General features: G+C 49.4%; 19 protein-coding genes and 1 riboswitch. Of the genes, 13 read left to right on the top strand and 6 right to left on the bottom strand.

Annotated features, from left to right (window positions below):
* Positions 1 to 212: 212 nt before the first annotated feature.
* Both ACJJIZ_RS01735 and ACJJIZ_RS01730 read right to left on the bottom strand, forming a co-directional pair.
* Positions 213 to 671 carry a hypothetical protein gene (locus ACJJIZ_RS01735; protein WP_444915025.1) on the bottom strand — a complete coding sequence of 153 codons (459 nt, stop codon included), beginning with the start codon at positions 669 to 671 and terminating at the stop codon, positions 213 to 215.
* A 126-nt stretch (positions 672 to 797) separates the two neighbouring features.
* The gene (locus tag ACJJIZ_RS01730) at positions 798 to 1,640 is read right to left on the bottom strand and encodes a hypothetical protein (protein WP_444915024.1); all 843 of its coding nucleotides are present in this window, start codon (positions 1,638 to 1,640) and stop codon (positions 798 to 800) included.
* Between the two features lie 731 nt (positions 1,641 to 2,371).
* On the opposite strand from ACJJIZ_RS01730, the gene csrA reads away from it, so the two are divergent.
* A complete protein-coding gene (gene csrA / locus ACJJIZ_RS01725; RefSeq protein WP_444915023.1) occupies positions 2,372 to 2,560 on the top strand; it encodes a carbon storage regulator CsrA in 189 nt (62 codons plus the stop codon).
* A gap of 91 nt (positions 2,561 to 2,651) precedes the next feature.
* On the opposite strand, the gene ACJJIZ_RS01720 is transcribed toward csrA, so the two are convergent.
* From ACJJIZ_RS01720 to ACJJIZ_RS01705, 4 genes are all read right to left on the bottom strand, one after another.
* Positions 2,652 to 2,987 (bottom strand): hypothetical protein, encoded by a 336-nt coding sequence (locus ACJJIZ_RS01720; RefSeq protein ID WP_444915022.1) that lies wholly within the window; start codon positions 2,985 to 2,987, stop codon positions 2,652 to 2,654.
* Between the two features lie 119 nt (positions 2,988 to 3,106).
* On the bottom strand, positions 3,107 to 6,673 hold the full coding sequence (locus tag ACJJIZ_RS01715) for a hypothetical protein (RefSeq protein WP_444915021.1): 3,567 nt from the start codon (positions 6,671 to 6,673) through the stop codon (positions 3,107 to 3,109).
* Positions 6,674 to 7,272: 599 nt separating this feature from the next.
* Entirely contained in the window at positions 7,273 to 9,045 is a 1,773-nt protein-coding gene (locus ACJJIZ_RS01710; protein ID WP_444915020.1) for a bifunctional protein-serine/threonine kinase/phosphatase, read from the bottom strand.
* 101 nt (positions 9,046 to 9,146) lie between these two features.
* A complete protein-coding gene (locus ACJJIZ_RS01705; RefSeq protein ID WP_444915019.1) occupies positions 9,147 to 10,622 on the bottom strand; it encodes a NarK family nitrate/nitrite MFS transporter in 1,476 nt (491 codons plus the stop codon).
* 412 nt (positions 10,623 to 11,034) lie between these two features.
* Between ACJJIZ_RS01705 and ACJJIZ_RS01700 the strand changes: the two genes are divergently transcribed.
* The 12 genes from ACJJIZ_RS01700 to ACJJIZ_RS01645 all read left to right on the top strand — a co-directional run bounded on the left by ACJJIZ_RS01700 (position 11,035) and on the right by ACJJIZ_RS01645 (position 21,306).
* Complete coding sequence (locus ACJJIZ_RS01700) at positions 11,035 to 12,336, top strand: MFS transporter (RefSeq protein ID WP_444915018.1); 1,302 nt, start codon at positions 11,035 to 11,037, stop codon at positions 12,334 to 12,336.
* 143 nt (positions 12,337 to 12,479) lie between these two features.
* Positions 12,480 to 13,688, top strand: coding sequence for an alginate export family protein (locus tag ACJJIZ_RS01695; RefSeq protein WP_444915017.1), 1,209 nt, complete (start codon positions 12,480 to 12,482; stop codon positions 13,686 to 13,688).
* Between the two features lie 196 nt (positions 13,689 to 13,884).
* Positions 13,885 to 14,035, top strand: a riboswitch (molybdenum cofactor riboswitch).
* Positions 14,024 to 15,001: a GTP 3',8-cyclase MoaA gene (gene moaA, locus ACJJIZ_RS01690; RefSeq protein ID WP_444915016.1), complete on the top strand. Its 978-nt coding sequence runs from the start codon at positions 14,024 to 14,026 to the stop codon at positions 14,999 to 15,001. It overlaps the preceding riboswitch by 12 nt.
* 4 nt (positions 15,002 to 15,005) lie before the next feature.
* Entirely contained in the window at positions 15,006 to 15,605 is a 600-nt protein-coding gene (gene mobA / locus ACJJIZ_RS01685; RefSeq protein WP_444915015.1) for a molybdenum cofactor guanylyltransferase, read from the top strand.
* A gap of 2 nt (positions 15,606 to 15,607) precedes the next feature.
* A complete protein-coding gene (gene moaB, locus ACJJIZ_RS01680) occupies positions 15,608 to 16,150 on the top strand; it encodes a molybdenum cofactor biosynthesis protein B (RefSeq protein WP_108731355.1) in 543 nt (180 codons plus the stop codon).
* 3 nt (positions 16,151 to 16,153) lie between these two features.
* Positions 16,154 to 16,645, top strand: a complete 492-nt coding sequence (gene moaC, locus ACJJIZ_RS01675) for a cyclic pyranopterin monophosphate synthase MoaC (RefSeq protein ID WP_444915014.1) — start codon at positions 16,154 to 16,156, stop codon at positions 16,643 to 16,645.
* Between the two features lie 21 nt (positions 16,646 to 16,666).
* Positions 16,667 to 16,912 (top strand): molybdopterin converting factor subunit 1, encoded by a 246-nt coding sequence (gene moaD, locus ACJJIZ_RS01670; protein ID WP_282951930.1) that lies wholly within the window; start codon positions 16,667 to 16,669, stop codon positions 16,910 to 16,912.
* Positions 16,913 to 16,922: 10 nt separating this feature from the next.
* Complete coding sequence (gene moaE, locus ACJJIZ_RS01665; RefSeq protein ID WP_444916180.1) at positions 16,923 to 17,402, top strand: molybdopterin synthase catalytic subunit MoaE; 480 nt, start codon at positions 16,923 to 16,925, stop codon at positions 17,400 to 17,402.
* Positions 17,387 to 18,169 carry a molybdate ABC transporter substrate-binding protein gene (modA, locus tag ACJJIZ_RS01660; RefSeq protein ID WP_444915013.1) on the top strand — a complete coding sequence of 261 codons (783 nt, stop codon included), beginning with the start codon at positions 17,387 to 17,389 and terminating at the stop codon, positions 18,167 to 18,169. Before moaE ends, modA begins: the two co-directional genes overlap by 16 nt.
* Complete coding sequence (gene modB, locus ACJJIZ_RS01655; protein WP_444915012.1) at positions 18,166 to 18,888, top strand: molybdate ABC transporter permease subunit; 723 nt, start codon at positions 18,166 to 18,168, stop codon at positions 18,886 to 18,888. The genes modA and modB overlap by 4 nt, the downstream gene beginning before the upstream one ends.
* Entirely contained in the window at positions 18,888 to 20,006 is a 1,119-nt protein-coding gene (locus ACJJIZ_RS01650) for an ATP-binding cassette domain-containing protein (RefSeq protein WP_444915011.1), read from the top strand. The genes modB and ACJJIZ_RS01650 overlap by 1 nt, the downstream gene beginning before the upstream one ends.
* 100 nt (positions 20,007 to 20,106) lie before the next feature.
* Positions 20,107 to 21,306, top strand: a complete 1,200-nt coding sequence (locus tag ACJJIZ_RS01645) for a hypothetical protein (protein WP_444915010.1) — start codon at positions 20,107 to 20,109, stop codon at positions 21,304 to 21,306.
* The last annotated feature ends 40 nt before the right edge of the window (positions 21,307 to 21,346 follow it).

Raw genomic sequence — 21,346 nt, 5'->3', positions numbered from 1 at the left:
AGGTTAAAACGACGTTGCTCTTTTATAGCAATATAACCTAGTGGGGCTAATAAGAAGCCCCACAATATCTTTGCTTACAGGGAGTCTCCTAAATTTGGGAAGTCTTATAATTAACGCTTTATCCCGAAGGTGTTTCTATTAAAATAGAAGAGTGCTAAATAAGTGTTAGTAAATACTAGTTTTTGGAGCTAAAATTTGGCTTCATACTTTTATTAAATTTTTGTGATTTCAATGTTAAACGAACCATTATCATAATCCAGCCATTGCCCATTTATAAACCTAATTGACCACTCAGGATACTTCTTATCTGTCATAAATGTCAGTAACCAAAGGTCTTTGCTCAAGGATATTTCTAACTCTGGTATTCGGCCAAAGAGTTTAATCGTTTCTATCTTTCTTCCGACTAATAATGCTGGAAGCTGGTTAATTTTAGTCTGATCACTCCAACTCCCCAGTACTATTGATTGCTTGTCTTCTAGTCTCCATGACCATTCGATCATTATTGTTTGTTCACCGGAAGGGTTATTCCCTCGTTTCGGTGGTGTGAGCTCTCCCAATTCTAAAAAGATCGCACTTCCATGTCCTATCCAGGCATGAGATATCTTTGCTTCCTGAAGTTCTGCTAACCTTGCTTTTGCTTGCTGTTCAGATATCGGGATGATTTTCTTCATTTAATTACTTCTATGGTCAATTCGAGAGGATCATGCTTACCCTACAACCAATTCAGTTGAAGCTTGTTACAGAAAGGGAGATTGGGTAGTGAAGCGCCCCATTTATAAGTCTTGTATGCGTTTGGTTTAAACCTTTTTGTATGAATTGCATATTTCGTATACTAATTCAGGCTCAACAGGTGTGTTGGGGTGCCTTAACTTTTTCCAGTCGCTTATGCCAAACACTGGATTATCGTAGTAGCGTGTAGTAACTACCGTTCCAGTATCTTTTTCACAGTTAATCCATAGCTCGTTTATTTGGCCATAAAACCCATTTTGGTCGGGATCATCAAAAGTTACTTTCAACCAGGTGGAAATTTGAGGCCAGTTAATGTTGCTGTGCTGAAAACTTATACTTGCTGTACTATCTTGGATTAGGCTTTCTATAGCTTCCCACTTAATTTCATCTTCTTTTGTCTCAAACAAGTTCAGAATCAATTCCAATATACTGTCTGATTCTAGAGAGTCGGTATAATAGTAATCATGAAATGATACTGTATAGAATATACTACCCAGATGTATTCCTTTGCTATAAAGCCTCATTTCATTCTTTACATCTATGCCATCAAGCTCGTAATAAGCATTGCCATTTTTTTCATAACTTTGCTCTTTTTGAAAGTCAAAAAGATACCCCGGCCTTGAATATTTTCCAGACTTAAGATGCTTAATCTCCTCGTTGCCCCAGGCTATACCGGGTGCAGATGCTGAGGCGGTATAAACCGTGATATAGAGCGCATATTGACCTTCTGGAGATGTGGCGATGATCATACCCTCACTATCCTCATAGCTCCATTTGCCCGGCAGTGAGACGCTCCAGTATTCATGATCAAGGTGTGTTCTTGCTTCTAAACCACTTAATTTTTCTACCGGTATATTTGTAGCGCAGGCAGATACAAATATTAACGCTAATAACCCGAAGTACTTATACACTTTTACACCCTACCGAAGGTAAATCAGAATACTCAAAAGAAATCGCATCATATCATTTGGTCAACTGATTCCAAAAATTGGAAGATTTTCTATCCAGAAAAAAACTATCTATCGATAGGATCGTCCGGGTTGGAAAAATTACTTATGAGTAGAAAGGGACTTACGTACCGGATATTCAGGCCTGAAGCACTTAATGGAAAGGGCATCGCCATTAAAAATATAGGCACAAAAATGATCTTATTGGATTTTATTCAGTTTGTTTTAGTGTCAAAGCTGCGTAAAATCGATTGATATTTATTGGTATTTTGGCCGGAATTGGGTGGCCTTTTGAAGGCCGATGGCCAAAGGCCAAAGGGATTCGAGAGAATCAAGACATCTAAGAGTTTTCTAAAGAACCATCCTCTCACAGGAGAACGGTAGCGTGACGTAACAGTAAGTAAAAGGCGCTGACCCAAGGTGCAGCAACACCCAGGGCCAGCTGACCAAATTGATAAACCACCTATCAAAATGGCTATATGGATCATACGCTAGAAACCCGCTCGTCTTCAATAAAGTGGAGAACATTCAGCGGCTTGGAGCGACTCCCCAAGCTCTGGAGGCGTTGTGCCTGCCTTTTCTTCTTCTATGCCTACCGTTCTCGCGCACCACCCCGTATTTCCTCACAACGTTACTTTCTCAGCCTTCCATCAGAGAAGATTTACCCATGGTTTGACTGTCAGTAGGAAATAACTATGTTGATTTTAAAACGCCGGACAGGTGAAAACTTAAGGATTGGAGCCAATGTTTCAATCACAGTATTAGAAGTCAAAGGCAATCAGGTGAAGATAGGAATACGAGCTCCAAAATCCCTACCCGTTCACCGTGAGGAAATATATATACGTGTTCAAAAGGAACGGTCGCTGGGAGATATAAATCATTGATAGCCTGTTCACGACAATGAAATACCCAAAGCAGTGACGCGCATTAGCGCGTCAAGCCCATAGAGTGATACTGCCTTTATTTATTAGGTAACTAGCCTGCTGATTGTAGAGAAATACAATATTCAACAGGAATTTCATGTGGAGAAGATCTTTCAACAAGCCGTGAAGTCAATAAATATTCCTCTCTAGGCTGAATCTTGATACCGCTTAGCACGCTATCTAAACGCTCATTTATTGGCTGGTTAAAGTCTTCGTTCACTCTTGCTTGTATAAAGGCAGTCATTACTTTAAAGAAATAATTTTTTGACTGATATGTAGCATAGCGATCATGCTTGCCATCCCTATCCATCTTAAAGTCTTCCCCATATCGTTCACTCAAATATGAGGCAATATTACTAAGAACTTGATTTGTATCTGAATAATACATATACCTTCCTTATTCTGGTATGGGTTTCCTATTTATGAATAGCCTGAGAGCTAATTCTCACATTAAAGACTGACTTTTAGCTGAAACCGGTCTGTAAAAGACATCCGTTATACAGGAGTTTAATATGGATTGTCGCTGGTTGAAATAATTCGCTCAGCCTCTAATTCATAACTGTCAGCTACATCCCTTATGGTTGTAGCTAACCTATGATACCCAGCACTCTCAACTTGATCTGCTCGCTGTCGATACTTTTCGGCTAGCGCCCTCTCAGGTTTCGCTTCTGGATCAAGAGTATGAACTTCACGGGAATTAAAAATACCTGTGTGATATCCATCTCGTAATTTGGATCGCTCTCTATTATTCATTACATCTGCAATTACGGGGTGTATCCATAGACCATTTGGCTCCTCAGGGGAGTGAACAAGCACATCGCCCAGCTGTATCAATGCGACATCATAATGCCCTGATTCCTTAACTAATTCTTCCATTTCTATAATCCAGTTTAAAAAATTATCTGGATCGAACGTCCCATCGGATTGAGTACCAGGAACAGTACTCCATGTAGAGAGTAAACGATATGCATTAGAGGCAATCTTGCGACTATGTTCAGTTGGCTTTTCGGGAGTAGTTTCAACTCCTCTTGCACGATATATTAGCTTTATCATTTCACAGAAAAAAACAGGATTGGATGCTAATTTATTTTCCAATGTTATTGGTGAACCCTCAGCATACTGATCCAGCAAAGAAAGATATGCCCATTCAACCTGAAAGAGTTTATCTTTGTTTGTGTTACTATTCGCTTGAAGAGATTTAATAATTTCCGTGATATTGTAATTGTCAATTCTTCCTGCCTGATCTTCTGATTGTACAAGCGCCAACAGTGCTTCACACGCTAGTTCAGGATTTATTTCTTTTTTATGAAATATATTTCTTGATAGGCCATCAATGACAGCATGTGGTCGATCATACTCCAGAAGTTTTAATAATGCGTGCTCAGTATCATCTTCGGTCTGGTAGGTGTTAGCACTTGTATTTCTCCAGTACTCATGTTCGTTTTCACCAAGTAATTGATTAGCTCTATCCCATGCGTTCTTATCAAATGGCAAAGCGCAAAGCAAATTGGAAATCTGTTTTGAATTCCACTCGGACTTATCTATATTATCAAACCACTCCCAATTTCCTATATGTCTACGGCGCCATGCATATGAGGCGACTAGAGGCCACATTTTTTGTTCTGTCATATCAAGTAAGTCAGGTAATAGCTCTACGTCAAACTCAGATGTGGAAAAATCTGCGAGTACTTCTCCTACTAGGTGAGGATTTTTTATCGTTGACGAAAACTCAAGCACCTTACTGATGCCGCCTTCTTTTAAAATATCCTCTATAGCAGATTTACGAACTTGGAATAATTTTTCCTGCTCCTCCCGCCAGTTCCCACCACCTTCATAAAAATCGGACTCTGAGTCAGAGAACAACCTTCTATGTAAGATGCTCGGAGTGTTGGGGGCCAGTTTATCGGCAATCACTTCCAGTGAAACAAGAACTTCGTTCGTGAGAGACCATTTAGCTTCAGGATAACGACGATGACGTGCAATTAGTTGGCATAATTGGTTCCATATTGGCAGCCGATTATGCTCCGGCAAACTTAAGCAACTGTCTGACAAGAGCTTTTCTTGAAGGGACTCTGATGCACGGGATGGCAAGTGATCATAGTGTCCGACCAGTGTTGCAAGTTTTCCAATATCGAAGTCTGCCTGTTGTACTATAAGCTCGCCACAAAATTTGGATTGTTCCCAATACTCACTATTCGTAGCCCCTTTGTCCCAATCTTCAGGAATTATATTTCTCCAAACAGGCTTATGGGTTCCCGAAGTTGTGGAGTGTTGGTTAGGCAGTAAGCTTTCAAGTAGTTTCCAGGCGACAGCTGGCTGTTCAGCACATATCGTTTTTAAAGCGGCCTGTCGCTTCTCAACCGAAGCCAATGTATGCGGCATCCATGGTAGAAAAATATCTGATAAAGAGTTTCCAGGCCTGTTTGCCCAGTTGCCTCCTGGGTCATATGCTGCTATTTCAGCCAACACAACAACCGACCGACTCAAGTGGACTTCATCCCAAGCAATGCCCTCAAGTGCCCATAACAGACCGGTCATATAGTTTCTACCGAAAACACCTGTATCTTCTTGCTCAAATAACTTGATAAATGGGGAGGGAGAAGCAACTATGGCATTTTCTACAGCGGAAAGAAACTCGCCCGGATGAGCTTCAGAAAGAGTAGGGAGTAAGTTGTTGAGGCTCCCCCAACGTAGCCAATCACTATTCTCAAAAAGTTCACGGATTGTTTGTACCGCAATACTGTCAGCTTTACCCATGCTGCAATTTGTTAATGAGGTATGATGACTACCAACTAATGCCAGTGTTTCTGCCAGCCCTTCACGTAAATTTCCTGAGTGTGGGAGAACCTTGCCATAAATAGCTGCCGCGTATCGCTCATCGCCCGGTAAATCAAATGATGGGTCGTTGATGCGCAGGACTTCTAGTACAACATCTTTCAAACTATTCAAGTGGTCATCAAAAATTCTGCTGCCTAAGTCTTTCCATGCTTGCAAACGCTCTTTGAATTTCCAAATACCATTTTTGTAGGTTAAAAGAGTATCTTGAACTTGCAGTATTTCCCTCAAGCTAGTTATCCAGTCACTATAATTTTCACCAACCGTCTGACTTATCACTTCACGATCTGCCTCACTGGACTCATTCCAACTGCCAAATAGCATTGCAAGGGCGAGCTTTGAAGCTGATGGATGTTGGTTCCAGTCAGTAAAAATTGGTTTATCTGTTACTTCAGCTTCAGCAACAGTTAGTTCCTTGGCTAAACTCTCTGGGATATATGTAATCTCAGGTTCTTTAAAATGCCCGACCAAATCCTCAGGCAGTGTCTCGATTGTGATTGTTCCTGCATATTGATTGAAGTCTTGCACTTCACTGAGGATTTGGTACCAGATTTTGTCTGGGATATCTTTATTAAACTGGGAGATATGAGACTGCAACAGTGACGATACGACACTTCCTTTTTTGGCTAAGTCATAGCCAAGAAGGTGGAAGTGTTTCAGAAATTCATGTAAGTCGGTATTGTTAACATCATGATTACCATTGGCAGCCTTTAGCTGTGTTTTAAAAGCATTAAGCTTAGCTCGAACTGTATCAGAGCAAAAATTAGCACGAGAAACCTGGGTAAGGAATTCGTTAGAATCACGAGTATGGCGAGCTTGTTCTAATAGGCCATTTACTCCATCAATATCAGTAGCATTGATAGGCCCAGTGATCAATGCGATGATATCTTTTTCCTTGGTAAAAGTATCTGAATTGTTGAAGTCATTCCAGGCAGCTTGAATAACTTCTGCAAAAATCTTGCTTCTGGCAGTTATAGCAATAGAGTTTTTGACTTGGCCAAGTAATCGGCGACGTTCATTATTTACCGGATTCTCTACTAGCACTATCAAATCATCGGTACCATACCCTGTAACCGCACCCTGTAGCTTAATTTCAACAATTGGCCATGAGGGCAAACAAGGAGCATAGCCTCCACTGAGCATTAACGTTACAAACGTGGCTTGGATATTAGCCTCAAATCTTGCCCCTCCACTGCCAGTTGAAAATGGGTTACTAAGTTTTTTGCCATCACCTGCCATAAGTGTTATCTATCCTTTTATTATAAATTCCGTTTTTTCAATTTTTATCAATAACATTTTATCAACCCTTTTCAGAAGATAGATGTCTACCCAGTTAGGAAAGGTGTCCCTCGCAGGGGCGGAACGCAATACATCAACAACTTGTTACTCACACTGGTAAGCTAATCCGACATCGTCCCATACGGAGTGTTTTCTAACATTAACATAACATTCGATATGAGTTAACTTAGGGTGGTGATCCCCATCCAAGTACATCGCTCAACTACTATATCAGCCATACTTTTCCAGATAGTAATCAAATACCTCAGTTGTTTCAGCATCTAGCGGCTGCAATATATCTCAATATTTTATTTCTTTTGGTTGAAGGCTTTAGTCATTAAACATCAATAAATTAGCCCACGTGTTATCGGGGATATATGAAGCTTTGCTTAGTGTTAACAATATAAGAAACTATATAATAATATGTCGAAATTAAATTTAAATAAAGAACATGCCCTGAATGATGACTGCCCAAAATTAACGAGAAAATCATAGCGCTTTGTAATAATTCAGGGCTATTGTATTTCCAAAAAGACATTATCGTGTCGAAAACCCTAGTCTCAAGCACTAGACGAAAACAACGCCGCCACCGCCAATAAAGTAGCCACCCAAATCCCACAAAGAATCTTCCAAAACAAAGAAGCATCCCCTTTCTCAGTAGGATCTTCCCTTAGGTAATCCGGGTTCGGATTGGCCAGATCGCGCATAAATTCCGTTAGGGTGGAGTAGCGCTGTTCCAGATCGATACTGCATCCGCGTTCCAGGGCTCGGTCGAACCAGATGGGGACTACCGGATTAAACTGGCTGGCGGTGCGGTAGCGCAGGCGTTCGAAGTCGGCGTGGGAGCGGCAGTTTTCGATTTCCTCGCCGTAGGGCAGTTCGCCGGTAAACATTTCGTAGGCGATGGTGGCGAGAGCATAGATATCGCCGCGAATACCGCTGTTGTGGCCGAGGATATAGTGGGGGTCGGAATAGCTGGCGGTGCCCAGCGCTTCCGGGTGTTCCAGGGGGCGGAAAATCTCGGCGCTGCCGGCTACATAAACTGAGCCGAAGTCGATAATTTTTACCCGCCCGTCGCCGTCGATCATGATATTGGCCGGGCGCAAATCCTGGTGAATGGTTTCCTGATCGTGGAAGGCCTGTAGTCCGGTGGCAATTTCCTTAAGAATACGAAATGCTTCCGCCGGTTTGGGAAAGCGGTTATTGGTGATCCACTGCTCCAGGGTGCTGCCCTGCACATACTCCATCAGGTAATAGAGCGCGGTGCGCGGGCGGGTCTGGCGGTGCAGGCGCACTACCTGGGGGCTGCGAATACGCAGGCCTATCCACTCTTCCTGAATAAAGCGGTCGATATAGTGGATATCGTCCTCGTAATTAACCGAGGGGGTTTTCATTACCAGAATTTCCCCGGTGGCACTGTCGCGCACCAGGTACAGCTGGCTGCGCTGGGAGGAGAACAGCTCCCGCTCTACCTGGTAGCCATCCAATACCATGCCTGGTTCCAACTCCGGCGGGAAGGGTAGGCGGGTAAGCTGGCGGCTGTAGTCGTCCAGGGTGGTTTGTGGCAATGCTTTTACCTTTACCACTAATGCGGAGAGATTATCGTCACTGCCGTTTTCCTCGGCGAGGCGCACCAGGGTTTCCGCTGTTTCCTGTTCGCTCAGTTGGGTATCTGCCAGCAGCTCGCGCAGCAGATCCTGCTTGATAAAGTCGTGCACGCCGTCGCTGGTAATCAGCAGCACATCGTCCTTAGCCAGGCTGAGCTGGCCGTAATCCACTTGCAGGCCGGTATCCATTCCCAGCGCGCGGGATAGCATCTGCTGGCGGTGGGCCAGGGTGATGTTGTGGTCCCGGGTGAGGCATTTAAGGTTGTCACCGCGCAGGTGATAGATACGGCTGTCGCCGATATGGAAATAGTGGGCAGTGCGGGATTTAAAAATCAGGGCAGAGAAGGTGCACAGGAAGCCCTTTTCCTGTTGGGGAAAGTCGTGGCTCTTGCGGTATAGCTTGCTGTTAATGGAGGCGAGGATTTTCTGTCCGGCGTGGGCGACAGACCAGGTATCCGGCACCTTGTAATAGTCCCGCACAAACTGCTCGGTGGCGGTGTGGCTGGCTTGGGCACCAGCTTCGGCAGAGCTGACTCCATCGGCCAGTGCGGCGACTGCGCCCAGGTATTCCTGTAAGTGCGGGCTGGCTGGCCAGTGATAGATTGCCGCGTCTTCGTTCTGCGGTTTGATGCCGGCACTAGTGCAGAGGCCGTGGCTCAATCGCGGTGTCTGGGCTTCGGGGTTTGCCTCGGTTTCTGTTTGCACCCCGGAATTGGTTTCGCTCACAGCTTTCTCCTATCTCTTTTCGTCCCCTCAGACCAACGGCGAAAAACAAAGAAGGGCCATTGGCCCTCCTTTGCGTTTGTTGCTTGATAACAGCTTTCCGATCACTCCACGCTGATCAGCTGCACTGTGCCATCCGGTAGCACTTCGGCGATATTGCCTTTGGGCTCCTCCAGGAACAGGCAGGCGAAGAAGATCACCGCTGCTGCGCCGCAGATAATCAGGAAGAACTGGCTGTAGCTGACATAGGACAGGGCGGTAAGGAAAGTAACCGCACCGACGTTGCCGTAGGCTCCGGCCATACCTGCGATCTGCCCGGTCATGCGACGCTTCACCAGGGGTACGACGGCGAATACGGCACCCTCACCGGCCTGCACGAAGAAAGAGCAGCACATGGTGGCAACTACCGCAGCGGGAATCCACCAGCCGCCGTTGATCTGGCTCAGAACAAAGTAACCCACTGCCAGGCCGCCGATCAGGAACATCAGGCTGCGGCGGCGTCCCAGTTTGTCAGAGAAGTATCCACCGGTTGGGCGAGCCACCAAGTTCATAAAGGCGAAGCCAGAGGCTAGCAGGCCGGCCTTCACCGGGCTCAATCCTTCAAAGGTTTCCAGGAAGAACAGAGGCAGCATAGAAACCACGGCCAGCTCTGAGCCGAAGGTGACGAAGTAGGCCAGGTCGAGGATGGCTACCTGCTTGAAGTTGTATTTCTCCAGCTCGGGCACACCTTCGCGCAGGTGGTCTTTGTTTACATTCCAGATCATACGGGTCTGGAAGGCGAACAGTGCTACCAGCAGTCCCCACATTGCGTAAGTGGCATTCTGACTCAGCAGGGCTACGCCACTGGGAGACAGTTTGTAAGCCAGCGCTGCCAGTGCCAGGTACATGGGCACATTCATCAGCAGGTAGAAGTAGAAATCCCGCTTGCTGGTCACTTCCAGGCCGCCGCTCTTCTTCGGCTTGAAGTAAGTGGAACCTTTAGGAGTGTTGCGGGCAACGCGGTAGTAGATGATGCCGTACAGGCCGGCGATGATGCCGGTGAGGCCCAGGGCATAGCGCCAGCCGTCTTCACCGCCGAACAGCAGAGCGATGGTGGGCAGGGTCATGGCACCGGCAGCAGAACCGAAATTCCCCCAGCCGCCGTAAACACCTTCTGCCAGGCCAACTTGTTTGGCTGGGAACCATTCACCCACCATGCGGATACCAATTACAAAGCCGGCACCCACAAATCCCAGCAGGAAGCGGAACAGGGCCAGGGATTCATAACTGTCTGCGGTGGCGAAGCCCAAACAGATTAAAGATGAGGTCATCAGCAGCCCGCTGTACACCAGGCGCGGCCCCAATTTATCCACCAGTATACCGATAATGATACGGGCGGGGATGGTGAGTGCCACGTTGAGGATTAACAGGGCTTTTACTTGCTGGCTGGTGAGGTCGAACGCTTCCTTGATAAAGACCATCAGCGGAGCGTGGGAGAACCACACCACGAAAGTCAGGAAAAACGCAAACCAAGTAACGTGCAGCGTCTTTATTTTGGGATCGCCCCAATTAAATAAATTGAGGCCGCTGGATTGACTCATGACTATTTTCTCCGGCTTCTCAGAAATTTTTAGAGGTGGATAGGGTCATGACCGATAGTATTTGAGCAGCGCCAGAGGGAAAGCGCGCAAAAGGGGTAAGTGGAAGGGAAATCGATTTGTAGTTGGAAGGGAGTAACCCCTTGGGGTTAGTAGCTCGGAGTGGGTAGGGGCGGTTTTTAGTGCGTTTCTACCCCTGTGGGGGTAGTTGGCGGAAATTGATAATGATTAAAAAGGGTTTTTGGGAGTAATTGTCGCTAGCCGATTTTTTGTGCATCTTGCCAATAGCTTGCCTCTGTAGATTTCTCGCCCCCGCTGTATTTCTGTGATCATTTTCCTGGGGCGGGGGCTCAATGCGGTGAATAACCGGGGTGGCAATTAATTTTCGACAGCCAATATTTTGGAGGTGCCTGCCGTGCAATATACACAGCAACTCGCCGGGCGCGCGCTGATATTTGCCTCGGCCATGTTCGCCGCTAACTTTTCTGTTTGGACGCTCTACGCGGTATTGGGGGTAGAGATTCGCGGGCAACTGGATTTGTCCGCGACCGAATACGGGGTTCTACTGGCTGCGCCGATTTTGAGTGGGGCGCTGTTGCGTTTTCCGGTGGGATTACTGGTGGAATATTTTTCTGCGAAAAAGCTGATTTTATTGCAGATGCTGTTGTTGCTGCCTGTGCTCTTTTTATTGCCCTTTATCAATAGCTACGGGGCCCATTTGCTGGCGGGGCTGTGGTTGGGCATTTCCGGGGTGTCTTTTGTTTTGGGGATTCGCTATATCAGCCCGTGGTTCGAAAGAGGGCGGCAGGGCACGGCGATGGGCATTTTTGGTGCAGGAAATGCCGGAGCCGCAATTACCTTGGCATTGGCTCCAGCCATTCAAAATTGGTTTGGTCGCGAGTGGATTGGGCCGACTTATGGGGCCGGGATTATTCTGATGATGGTTTTATTCGAATTTTTTGCACCAGAGGAAACCCGCTATATGCGTAGTCGGGGAAAACCGGATCTGCGCAGCCATTTAAAGCCGCTAACGCAAATCCGGGTTTGGCGTTATGGGCTCTACTATTACTTTGTTTTTGGCAGTTTTCTCGCGCTTTTATTGTGGTTGCCGAATTACTATCTGTCGGTGTACCAAGTCAGCACGCCGGTAGCCATGGCACTCACCCTGTTGTTTGTGGCCCTTTCCAGTTCACTGCGCGCTTTGGGGGGTTGGTTTGCTGATCGCTACGGTGCGCGCACCGTCAATTGGAGTGTTTTCTGGACCTGCCTGGTCTGTCTTTTCTTCCTCAGTTACCCGCCCACCAGTATGACTATTCACGGGGTGGAACGGGATGTGCATTTAAATATTGAAGTGGGTATTGAGCTGTTCACTTTACTGCTACTGGTTATCGGTATCGCCCAGGGATTTGGCCGCGCGTCTGTTTACAAAGCGCTGCACGATAATTTCCCTGCGCATATGGGGAGTGTTGGCGGTACCGTAGCCACTATTGGTGCCCTCGGTGGTTTTACCCTGCCTGTTCTTTTTGGTATCGCTCAGGACTTAGTAGGTATCCACAGTGCGGCCTTTATGCTGCTCTACGGTGTGCTCGCTATTTGTATGTTGGTTATGTATTTGGCGATTCAAAGAGAAAATTATATGCAGCGTTTACAGTACGCACAGCAAAATAATTTCCTGCTTGAGGAAACCAGCGAAACCGAGGCTTTGCCGGATAGGTAGTGCCCACTACCAATAAGGGATTACGCCTGAGTAAAGGCTAGGGAGTAAAGATTAATTAAGCAGGAAAAAATCTATGGTTTCAGTCGAGTCTGAAAAATTGTAATTTGTCACTGTTCACTCCGTTGTTGCAAAGGAAAAGCGTCATGACCGTTTCCAAATTCCCAAAAATTCTCGGTGCCTTACTGTTGGGGGCATGCAGCACTGTCGCATTGCAGGCCGCTGCGCAGGAAAGTGAAAATGCCACTCTGGTGGATGCGTTGAAATCCGGTGAAGTCGGATTGAATCTGCGTTACCGCGTAGAGACTGTTGATCAGGATGGTATTGATGATGAAGCAGTTGCATCCACTTTAAGAACCCGCCTCAACTGGCGCAGTGGCAGCTACCGTGGCTTTACCAGCTTCCTGGAAATGGATGATGTTACGGCAGTTGGCAATGACAGCTACAACTCCACCGTTAATGGTGAAGGCGAATACCCGGTGGTGGCTGATCCGGAAGGAACTGAAATTAACCAGGCCTATATTCGCTACAATGGTTACAACTCCATAATTACCGCCGGTCGCCAGCGCATTAACCTGGACGGGCAGCGATTTGTCGGCGGTGTTGGCTGGAGACAAAACGAGCAGACTTACGATGGTGTTCGTTACCAGTACGGAAGTGCCGATAGCTTCCAGTTGGATTATAGCTACGTCTACAACGTTAACCGTATTTTCGGTGAAGACAGTGCTGGTTCCGATATGGGCGGCGATATCCAACTGCTACACGCGATTTATCCAGTAGCTGAAAACCATAAAATCAGCGCTTTTGTTTACAATCTGGATCTGGAAGATTTCACCGATAATGCAAGTCGCACTTATGGGGTAGATTACAAAGGTAAATTTGGTCCGGTAAAAGCCAACCTGAGTTATGCGCACCAGTCAGATATTGGTGACAACCAGTATGACTATAGTGCTAATTATTACCTGGCAGAACTTGGCGCTGATCTGGGTCCTGTTGCGGCAAAACTCGGTTATGAAGTTTTGGGTTCCGACAATGACGTTGGTTTTAAAACCCCGCTGGCAACCTTGCACAAGTTCCAGGGTTTCACTGATAAATTCCTGGGAACCCCCGCTGACGGTGTCGAAGATCTGTATGTTGGCGGTTCTATGAAAGTGGCCGGTGGCAAGCTGGGCTTGACCTATCACAACTTTGAAGCGGCCGAGGGCTCCGTTAGTTACGGTGATGAGTGGAACCTGAGCTACGGGCACAAAATCACCGACGACATTTCTGCACTCGTTAAGTACGCAACTTATCGTGCTGATGAGTACAGCACTGACACCGACAAGCTTTGGATCATGGTAACCGCTAATTTCTAAGCGGCTGAAAGAACTCCTTAGCGAGGCCCCCGGCTTCGGCCGGGGTTTTCCCCGCACCTTGAACCTGTTTTTATAATTTATAAATTTTAATCGACTGAAGCTCCACGTTTTGATGTCTCCCCGAGGAGCATCAGTTCGAGCACCAAGGGAGTACCACCTTTGCCCCAAGCATAAATTAACCAGCTTGATACACTGACATCAGTTTAAACACCGAGTCCCGCTACCTAAACCGCGTCGTTTTTTATTGACGTTGCAAGGTGCCGGGACCGTGGCCGTACCGGCCACCAGGGTCTAGCGGGAAACTGCGCGGCCTCCCGAAATTGGAAAGGCGTTTAATGTTACAAGACAATTTTGGCCGTAGGTTTTACTACCTGCGCCTGTCCGTGACGGACATCTGCAACTACCGCTGCAACTACTGCCTGCCCGAGGGCATCGGTTGCGGACGTTCCCTGGAAGGGGAAAATCCTCTCTCAGTCGCTGAGGTGGGCACATTAGTGCGCGCTTTCGCTTCACTGGGTACGGAAAAGGTACGCCTTACTGGCGGAGAGCCCTCCCTGCGCAAAGACCTGGTGCCGCTGCTCGAAGCCGTGCGCGCTAGCGATAAGATTCGCCGCTTAGCCATCACTACCAATGGTTACCGCCTGCCCAGTCAGATAGACGACTGGCACCGCGCGGGTTTGGATCAGGTGAATGTCAGTATCGACAGCCTCGACCCAACTCAATTCCACCATATCACCGGCCACAACCGCCTGGATAAAGCCTTAGCAGGCCTGGATCGCGCCCTGGCCTTGGGTATCGATACCAAGGTCAACGCAGTGCTGATGCGCCAGTACAACCTGGCGGAGCTGGATAATTTCCTCGCCTGGGTTCGCGAGACTCCGGTGACCCTGCGTTTTATTGAATTGATGCGCACCGGCGATAACCGCGAGTTCTTCGCCAGCAACCATGTCTCCGGTGGCGATATAGAAACCCTGTTGCTGCGGGAAGGTTGGGAGCAGGTGATCCGCACCCGCGATGCCGGTCCGGCGCGGGAGTATTTCCACCCGGATTACGCCGGTCGTATCGGCCTGATTACCCCTTACGGCAAAGACTTCTGTGCAAGCTGCAATCGCCTGCGGGTATCGGCCCAGGGCAAGTTGCACCTGTGCCTGTTCGCCGACCAGGGCTTTGATATGCGCGAAATCATCGCCGATGGCGATAGCGAGGCGCTGGCAGCTCATATCCGCGAGTTGATTGTGGATAAGACCGCAGGCCACCAGCTGCACGAAGGTTTTACCGGCGCTACCCGCAACCTGGCGATGCTGGGGGGCTAGGGTTATGGCCAGGGCTCTTGTTAGTAAATCGACAATTGGCGTGGTGCTGGCCGGTGGCCGCTCCAGCCGGATGGGCTGCGACAAGGCCCTGCTGGCACACCCCCAACAGGGCAATTTTTTGCAGCATGCCGAGGCGTTGCTGAGTGAGCTTCCGCTGGAAAAAGTCGTGACCAGCGGCGCCCGCCCCGGAGCTATCGAAGATCTGGTGCCAGAGCGTGGCCCACTGGGCGGCCTTTATTCGGTGGCCCTGACAACTGGTGCCGATGCAGCCCTGGTGATTCCGGTAGATATGCCTCTGCTCGGGCGGAAGCACCTCGCAGAGTTATTGGCTGAAGGGCAGGCAAGTGGCCGGCCCTGTTATTTTGAAAACTTCTTTTTTCCCCTGTGGCTGCCTTTAAATGGCGACTGCCTGGATTATTTGCGCCGTGCCGTCGAAGGCAGTGCGCGCAATTCTGTCGGCGCGCTGCTGCGTCACCTGGGGGCCAAATCCATACCCATAAAAAGTGCTGGCGATTGGCATCGCAATATCAATACGCCGGCAGATTATCTCGGCTTGAGTACGCCGGATAAAACTCCAGAAAACAGTTTTTTGAGAGACCACTGATTATGTCCGCACACGCAAGCAAAGAATTTGTACCGCTCAATATCGCGGTACTTACCGTATCCGATACCCGCAACGAGCAGACTGATACCTCTGGCCAGTATCTGGTGGAAGCCCTCAAAACTGCCGGCCATCAGCTCGCAGATAAGCGCATTACCCCGGACGATGTTTACCAGATGCGCGCGGTGGTCTCCGCCTGGATTGCCGATCCGAAAGTGCAGGTGGTATTGGTGACCGGCGGTACTGGTTTTACCGATCGCGACTCCACGCCGGAGGCCCTGAGCCCGTTGTTCGATAAAACCGTCGACGGCTTCGGCGAGCTGTTCCGCCATATTTCCCTTGGGGATATCGGCAGCTCTACCGTGCAATCCCGCGCGCTCGCCGGCCTGGCTAATCGCACGCTGATATGTTGTATGCCCGGTTCCACCGGAGCCTGTCGCACTGCTTGGGAAGGCATATTGCTGGAGCAGCTGGATGCCCGCCACAAGCCTTGTAACTTTATTCCCCATGTGCGCTTTGCCAGCGCGCCCTGCGAGAGCCGGGGGTAATTTGTGAGCCAGTTAACCCATTTAAACCAGCGTGGCGAAGCCAGCATGGTGGATGTTACCGAGAAGGACATCACTGACCGCAGTGCCCTGGCCGAGAGTAGTATCAGTATGAGTGCAGAGGCTTTTGCACTGCTGAGCCAAGGGGCGCACAAAAAAGGCGATGTGCTTTCTGTAGCTCGTATCGCCGGCATCCAGGCCGCCAAGAAAACCTCGGATTTAATTCCCCTGTGCCATCCGCTGGCGTTGACCAAAGTAGCGGTGGATTTCGAATTACAGCCGGAAAAGCACAGTGTGCATATCACCGCTTTCTGCCGCTTGGCCGGACGCACCGGAGTAGAGATGGAAGCGTTAACCGCAGCCTCGGTGGCGGCGCTGACCATTTACGATATGTGTAAAGCCGTGGACCCGGCGATGGAAATCGGCCCGACCCGCCTGCTGCAAAAAACCGGCGGTAAGCGCGGCCACTGGCGCAGCGATGCTGCGGACAAGGCGTAAAAATTTCAGAGGTGTAAAGCGATGGTAAAGGTTCTGTTTTTCGCGCGTCTGCGCCAGCAATTGGGCATGGGCGAGACTACCCTGGAGGACTTTTCCGGCAGTCTCAGCGAGTTGCGTAAAACTCTATGTGAACAGCACCCGGATTGGAGCCCGCACCTGCAAAGGGATGATATTCGTATGGCCCTGAACCAGGAGCTTGCAGAAACCGGAGCCCAGGTGAAGGCTGGGGATGAAGTTGCATTTTTCCCGCCGGTTACCGGCGGTTAGTGGTGCCAATATGAAAGCCGTTGATCGTATTGAAGTCTGTGAAACGCCCCTCGACGTAGCGGCTGAATATACTGCGCTGCAAGGCAACAGTGGTGATGGTGCCTGCGCCCTGTTTGTGGGTTCGGTGCGGGACTTCAATGCGGGCAGTGATGTCTGCGGCCTGGCCCTGGAACACTATCCGGGCATGACCGAAAAAAGCCTGCAACAGATTATCAATGATGCCCGCGATCGCTGGTCCCTGGGCCGCGTGACTATCGTCCACCGGGTTGGCCCCATGCAGATCAACGACGAGATTGTTTTTGTCGGCGTTACCAGCCCCCACCGCCAGGCTGCCTTTGCCGCCTGCCAATACATCATGGATCGCCTCAAAACTGAGGCGCCTTTCTGGAAGCGCGAAGCGGTTGCGGATGAGTCCGGTAAGCCTTCAGAGCGCTGGGTCGAAGCCCGGGCCAGTGATGCTGCGGAGATGGAAAAGTGGTCCGCCGGCTGAGCCTGCTGCTATCCGCTTTACTGGTGGCCATCGCGCTACCGGTAAATGCGGATAACTGCACCTTGCGGGTGGCGGTAGCGGCCAGTTTCCGCCCGGCACTGGAAGAGGTACTGCCGGAATTTGAGCGTCGCCATGCCTGTGTGGTGCAAATCAGTAGCGGCAGCTCCGGGGTGCTCTACCAACAAATAGCGCACCGCGCGCCCTTTGATTTATTCCTGTCTGCGGATCGCGAGCGACCTGAACTGTTGGAAAAGCAGGGCGGGGCACTGGGCAACAGTCGTCAGACTTACGCCCTGGGTTTACTGGCCCTCTGGCACCCAAAATCGGAATCGAATATCGAGCAGTTACTGCAAACCTGGCCCGATAAAATTGTATTAGCCGATCCGAAAGTAGCGCCATTCGGCAGTGCCGCACGGCAAGCGCTGCAAAGCCTGGATTTGTGGAAGAAAAAACAAACTCAATTAGCCCGAGCGCACAATGCAGGCCAAGCCTACTTAATGTTGGATTCCGGCAATGCGCAGTTGGGCTTTGTCGCCGCCAGCCAGATGCAAGCAGCCGGCCGCGACAACTACTGGTTGCTGCCGCAGCATTTGTACAAACCCATTGAACAGCAGCTGCTGATTCCCACCCAGAGTCGTCGACCTAAAGAGGCACAATCCCTCGCTAACTATTTGCGTTCAGGGGAAGTGCAGGCGCAGTTATACCACTTGGGTTACGGTGTTTTGCCAACTCAAGATCGAAGTAGAGATGGAGGGAGTGGCTTATGAATATCGACACTGCCGACTGGCAGGCCTTGTGGCTAACTTTAAAATTGGCCGGATTAACCACCTTACTCCTGTTTATTATCGGTGTTCCCCTGGCCTGGAAATTGAGCCAATGGCAGAGCCGCTGGCGCCACGGTATCGAGGTATTAATTACCCTGCCGCTGGTACTGCCACCCACGGTGTTGGGCTTTTATTTACTGCTTTTATTTTCCCCTAACTATGCGCCCGGGCAGTGGTTGTCACAACTTTTTGATGGCCCCTTGGTGTTTTCCTTCACTGGCCTGGTGTTTGCGTCAGTGATTTATTCCCTGCCGTTTATGGTGCAGCCGCTGTTGGCCGCGTTTAATGCCAATGGCCAGCGCCTGACCCAGGCTGCCGCAGCACTGGGTATACCGCCCTGGGCGGCACTATTAAAAGTTCTTTTGCCGGCGAGTCGCGCCGCTATTGTGAGTGCCTGCGCTTTAACGTTTGCCCATACCCTGGGTGAGTTCGGGGTAGTGCTGATGATTGGTGGCGCTATTCCCGGTGAGACCCAGGTGGTTTCTATCGCTCTTTATCAACATGTGGAGGCGATGGAATACGGAGCCGCGCACCGGCTGGCTTTGATGTTGATGGGAATTACTACGGTACTGCTACTCGCTGCCCGTTGGCTGGGACATAGTTTGGCCCCGCGCGGATCAAACAACGAGCAGGCTAAACCGGTAATGGGGGTGCTGGGCTAATGGAAATCACCTTACCCCTATTCGGTACTGCGTCTACCACTTCTGATTCCACCGGACTGAGTGTTTCAGGGCTGGTGACTCCGCTTAACGCTGCGACTCCCTGGCAATTAGAGCTGCCAGCCTCTGGAGTTTTTGGCCTTACCGGTCCCTCCGGCAGCGGCAAGAGCACATTACTGGCTGCTTTGGCTGGCCAGCGCCATTGCCGTGGCAATATCACTTTTGCCAATACGGTTTGGCAGCGCGGACTCCGCGCCCTGGCTACCCACAAAAGAACGCTTTCTTTGGGCTTTCAGGACAGCCGCTTGTTTGCCGGCCAGTCGGTGGCAGATAACCTGGCACTAGCCCGCCGTTACAGCCGCAGGCCATTGCCCGAGGAAGAGTGTGATCGGCTGCTAAAGGCTTTTGGTATTGATCCGCTACTCCATCAGCCGGTAGAGCTATTGTCTGGCGGAGAAGCGCAGCGTGTGGCTGTATTACGCCAGCTTTTTAACAATGCGCCGCTGCAATTATTTGATGAGCCGCTTTCAGCGGTTGACCGCGCCCAAGTACTGCGGCGCCTATTGCCGACCCTACGGGATTTCTGGGCCCGATATCCGGCGCTGGTAATCTGGACTAGTCACGACTTTGATGAAATCCAGCTGCTGGCCCAGCGCTGTTTGTGGATGGATTCTGCCAATTTGTCCGCACCACTTTCTTTACCTGAAGTTGCCCAGCGCCTGGATAGCCACGGCGTAGGGGATAGCTGCCGCAGCCGGATTGAAGCGCGAGTGGAATCCCTAAGCGATGGTCTGCTCACTTTGGATCTAGGGGGAATTTCCATCTTTGCAGATAGGGTGACAGGCCATTATCGAAAAGGCGATACCGCTGCTTTTCTGCTGGAAGCTGGAGATATCAGCCTCAGTGTAGAGAAGCCGGGCCTGTCCAGTATCCTCAATTGCCTGCCGGTAACTTTAGTTGCTAAGCAGAACCTTACTGATGGCCGCATTCGTTTACAGTTAGCCGCTGCTGATCAGGTGTTCTACGCAGATATTTCCCGTCTCTCCTGCGAGCGCCTAGAACTGCGTGAAGGCACTACCTACTTTGCCCAGTTTAAGGCCGGTAGTCTTGCCGGTTTATAAGTAGTTCCAGGGCAATTTCTGAAAGTGCATTTCTTCGATCCCTAAAACCCCAGTAATTTTTTTGCTAAGTTTGAACATCAGCTAACTTAGTGGTGCTCCTATGGGCGTTGTGTTGGGAATTTCTCTCTTTAACGAGGGCGATAAGTTTTACCGGGAAAAAGCACAGGTCGAGGGCTTACCTGTAGCGAAAGCTGTGACCATTGAGGATCTACACCCAGTACTTACTCGTTGCATAGAAGAAGGCGGGCACAACTATCGAGTAAGCCGCCTGGAATCGGGTGAGCTGGAAATTGCCGAGCTACTTGAGGATTGTGAGCCCTACCGGGTCGATGCTTTCCGTTATCAGCTTCGCCGAAAGGGCGACGCTATCGTTATCCACTCTACTTACAAAGACGATGCCTTGTACTTTCATCTGGCTTGCCGCGCAGCCAGTGGGCAGAGCGTTAAGATAGATTTCCACGGCGAGCACCCGTTCTATAACTACGACTCCATAGTGAAATACCAGGGTGGTAACTACCATCTGGCCAATTTCTTCGATCTTCAACATTTGCCCGGTTATATCGAAGAGCACTGCCGGCGATTTATTCACTGCCCGGAGTACTGGTCCTTTACCTTTTTTATCCCGTATTTGGGCAAGGTAGAGCTGAATAACCACACTTCCGATCCAGAACAGCCTCTCTACCACCTCGATTTCTATTGCCCTGAGCGCAAGCTAAAAATCTTTCAGTCGGCGACTGAGAGAGAAGGCTCTTACTATTTTCGCGACGCTATCTCGGCAGAAAAGCTGGTGCAATTACTTGAAGATATGGCGACAGAACTGCTGCCAGAGCTGCAAGAAGCGGGTGTTATGTCTTGCTTGAGCTGCTTTGAAGCTATCCATCAAGCCTACAGTGAAATTGAGAGCACCATTGAGACGGATGACAGTCTTGCCTCAGTTGCGGAGGATCTTGTTGGGTACCAACAGAGTATCTGCGGCAGACCTGTCCAATACGAAGTCACTGAAAATGCAGATGGGTCTATTACTGTGCAGGCCTACTATTTTCAGCCGCCCATAGGTTACAACTATACGATTAGTGCTGAGGATATCGCAGGGTGCCATATCTATCTGGATAAGCTGCACGATTTAGATTTTTATGAGCAGATGTGTATAGCTATTGCCAGGCATCTATGCCCGACGATGCCGACCGTTGAAGACTTGGATGAAGTGACGATCTACTATCGCAGGGATACCGATAGACAGCTGATTTCCAGCCTGCTTGAAGGTTCGGATATAACGCCGATATTGATTCAGGTGAAATAAAAAAGGGGAGGTTAAACCTCCCCGCAACAGCGGTTCCCCG

The sequence above is a fragment of the Microbulbifer maximicatervae (SeqCode) genome, from assembly GCF_052467225.1.
The sequence above is the reverse complement of the archived record's forward strand: the minus strand, read 5'-3'. Positions and strand labels throughout refer to the sequence as shown.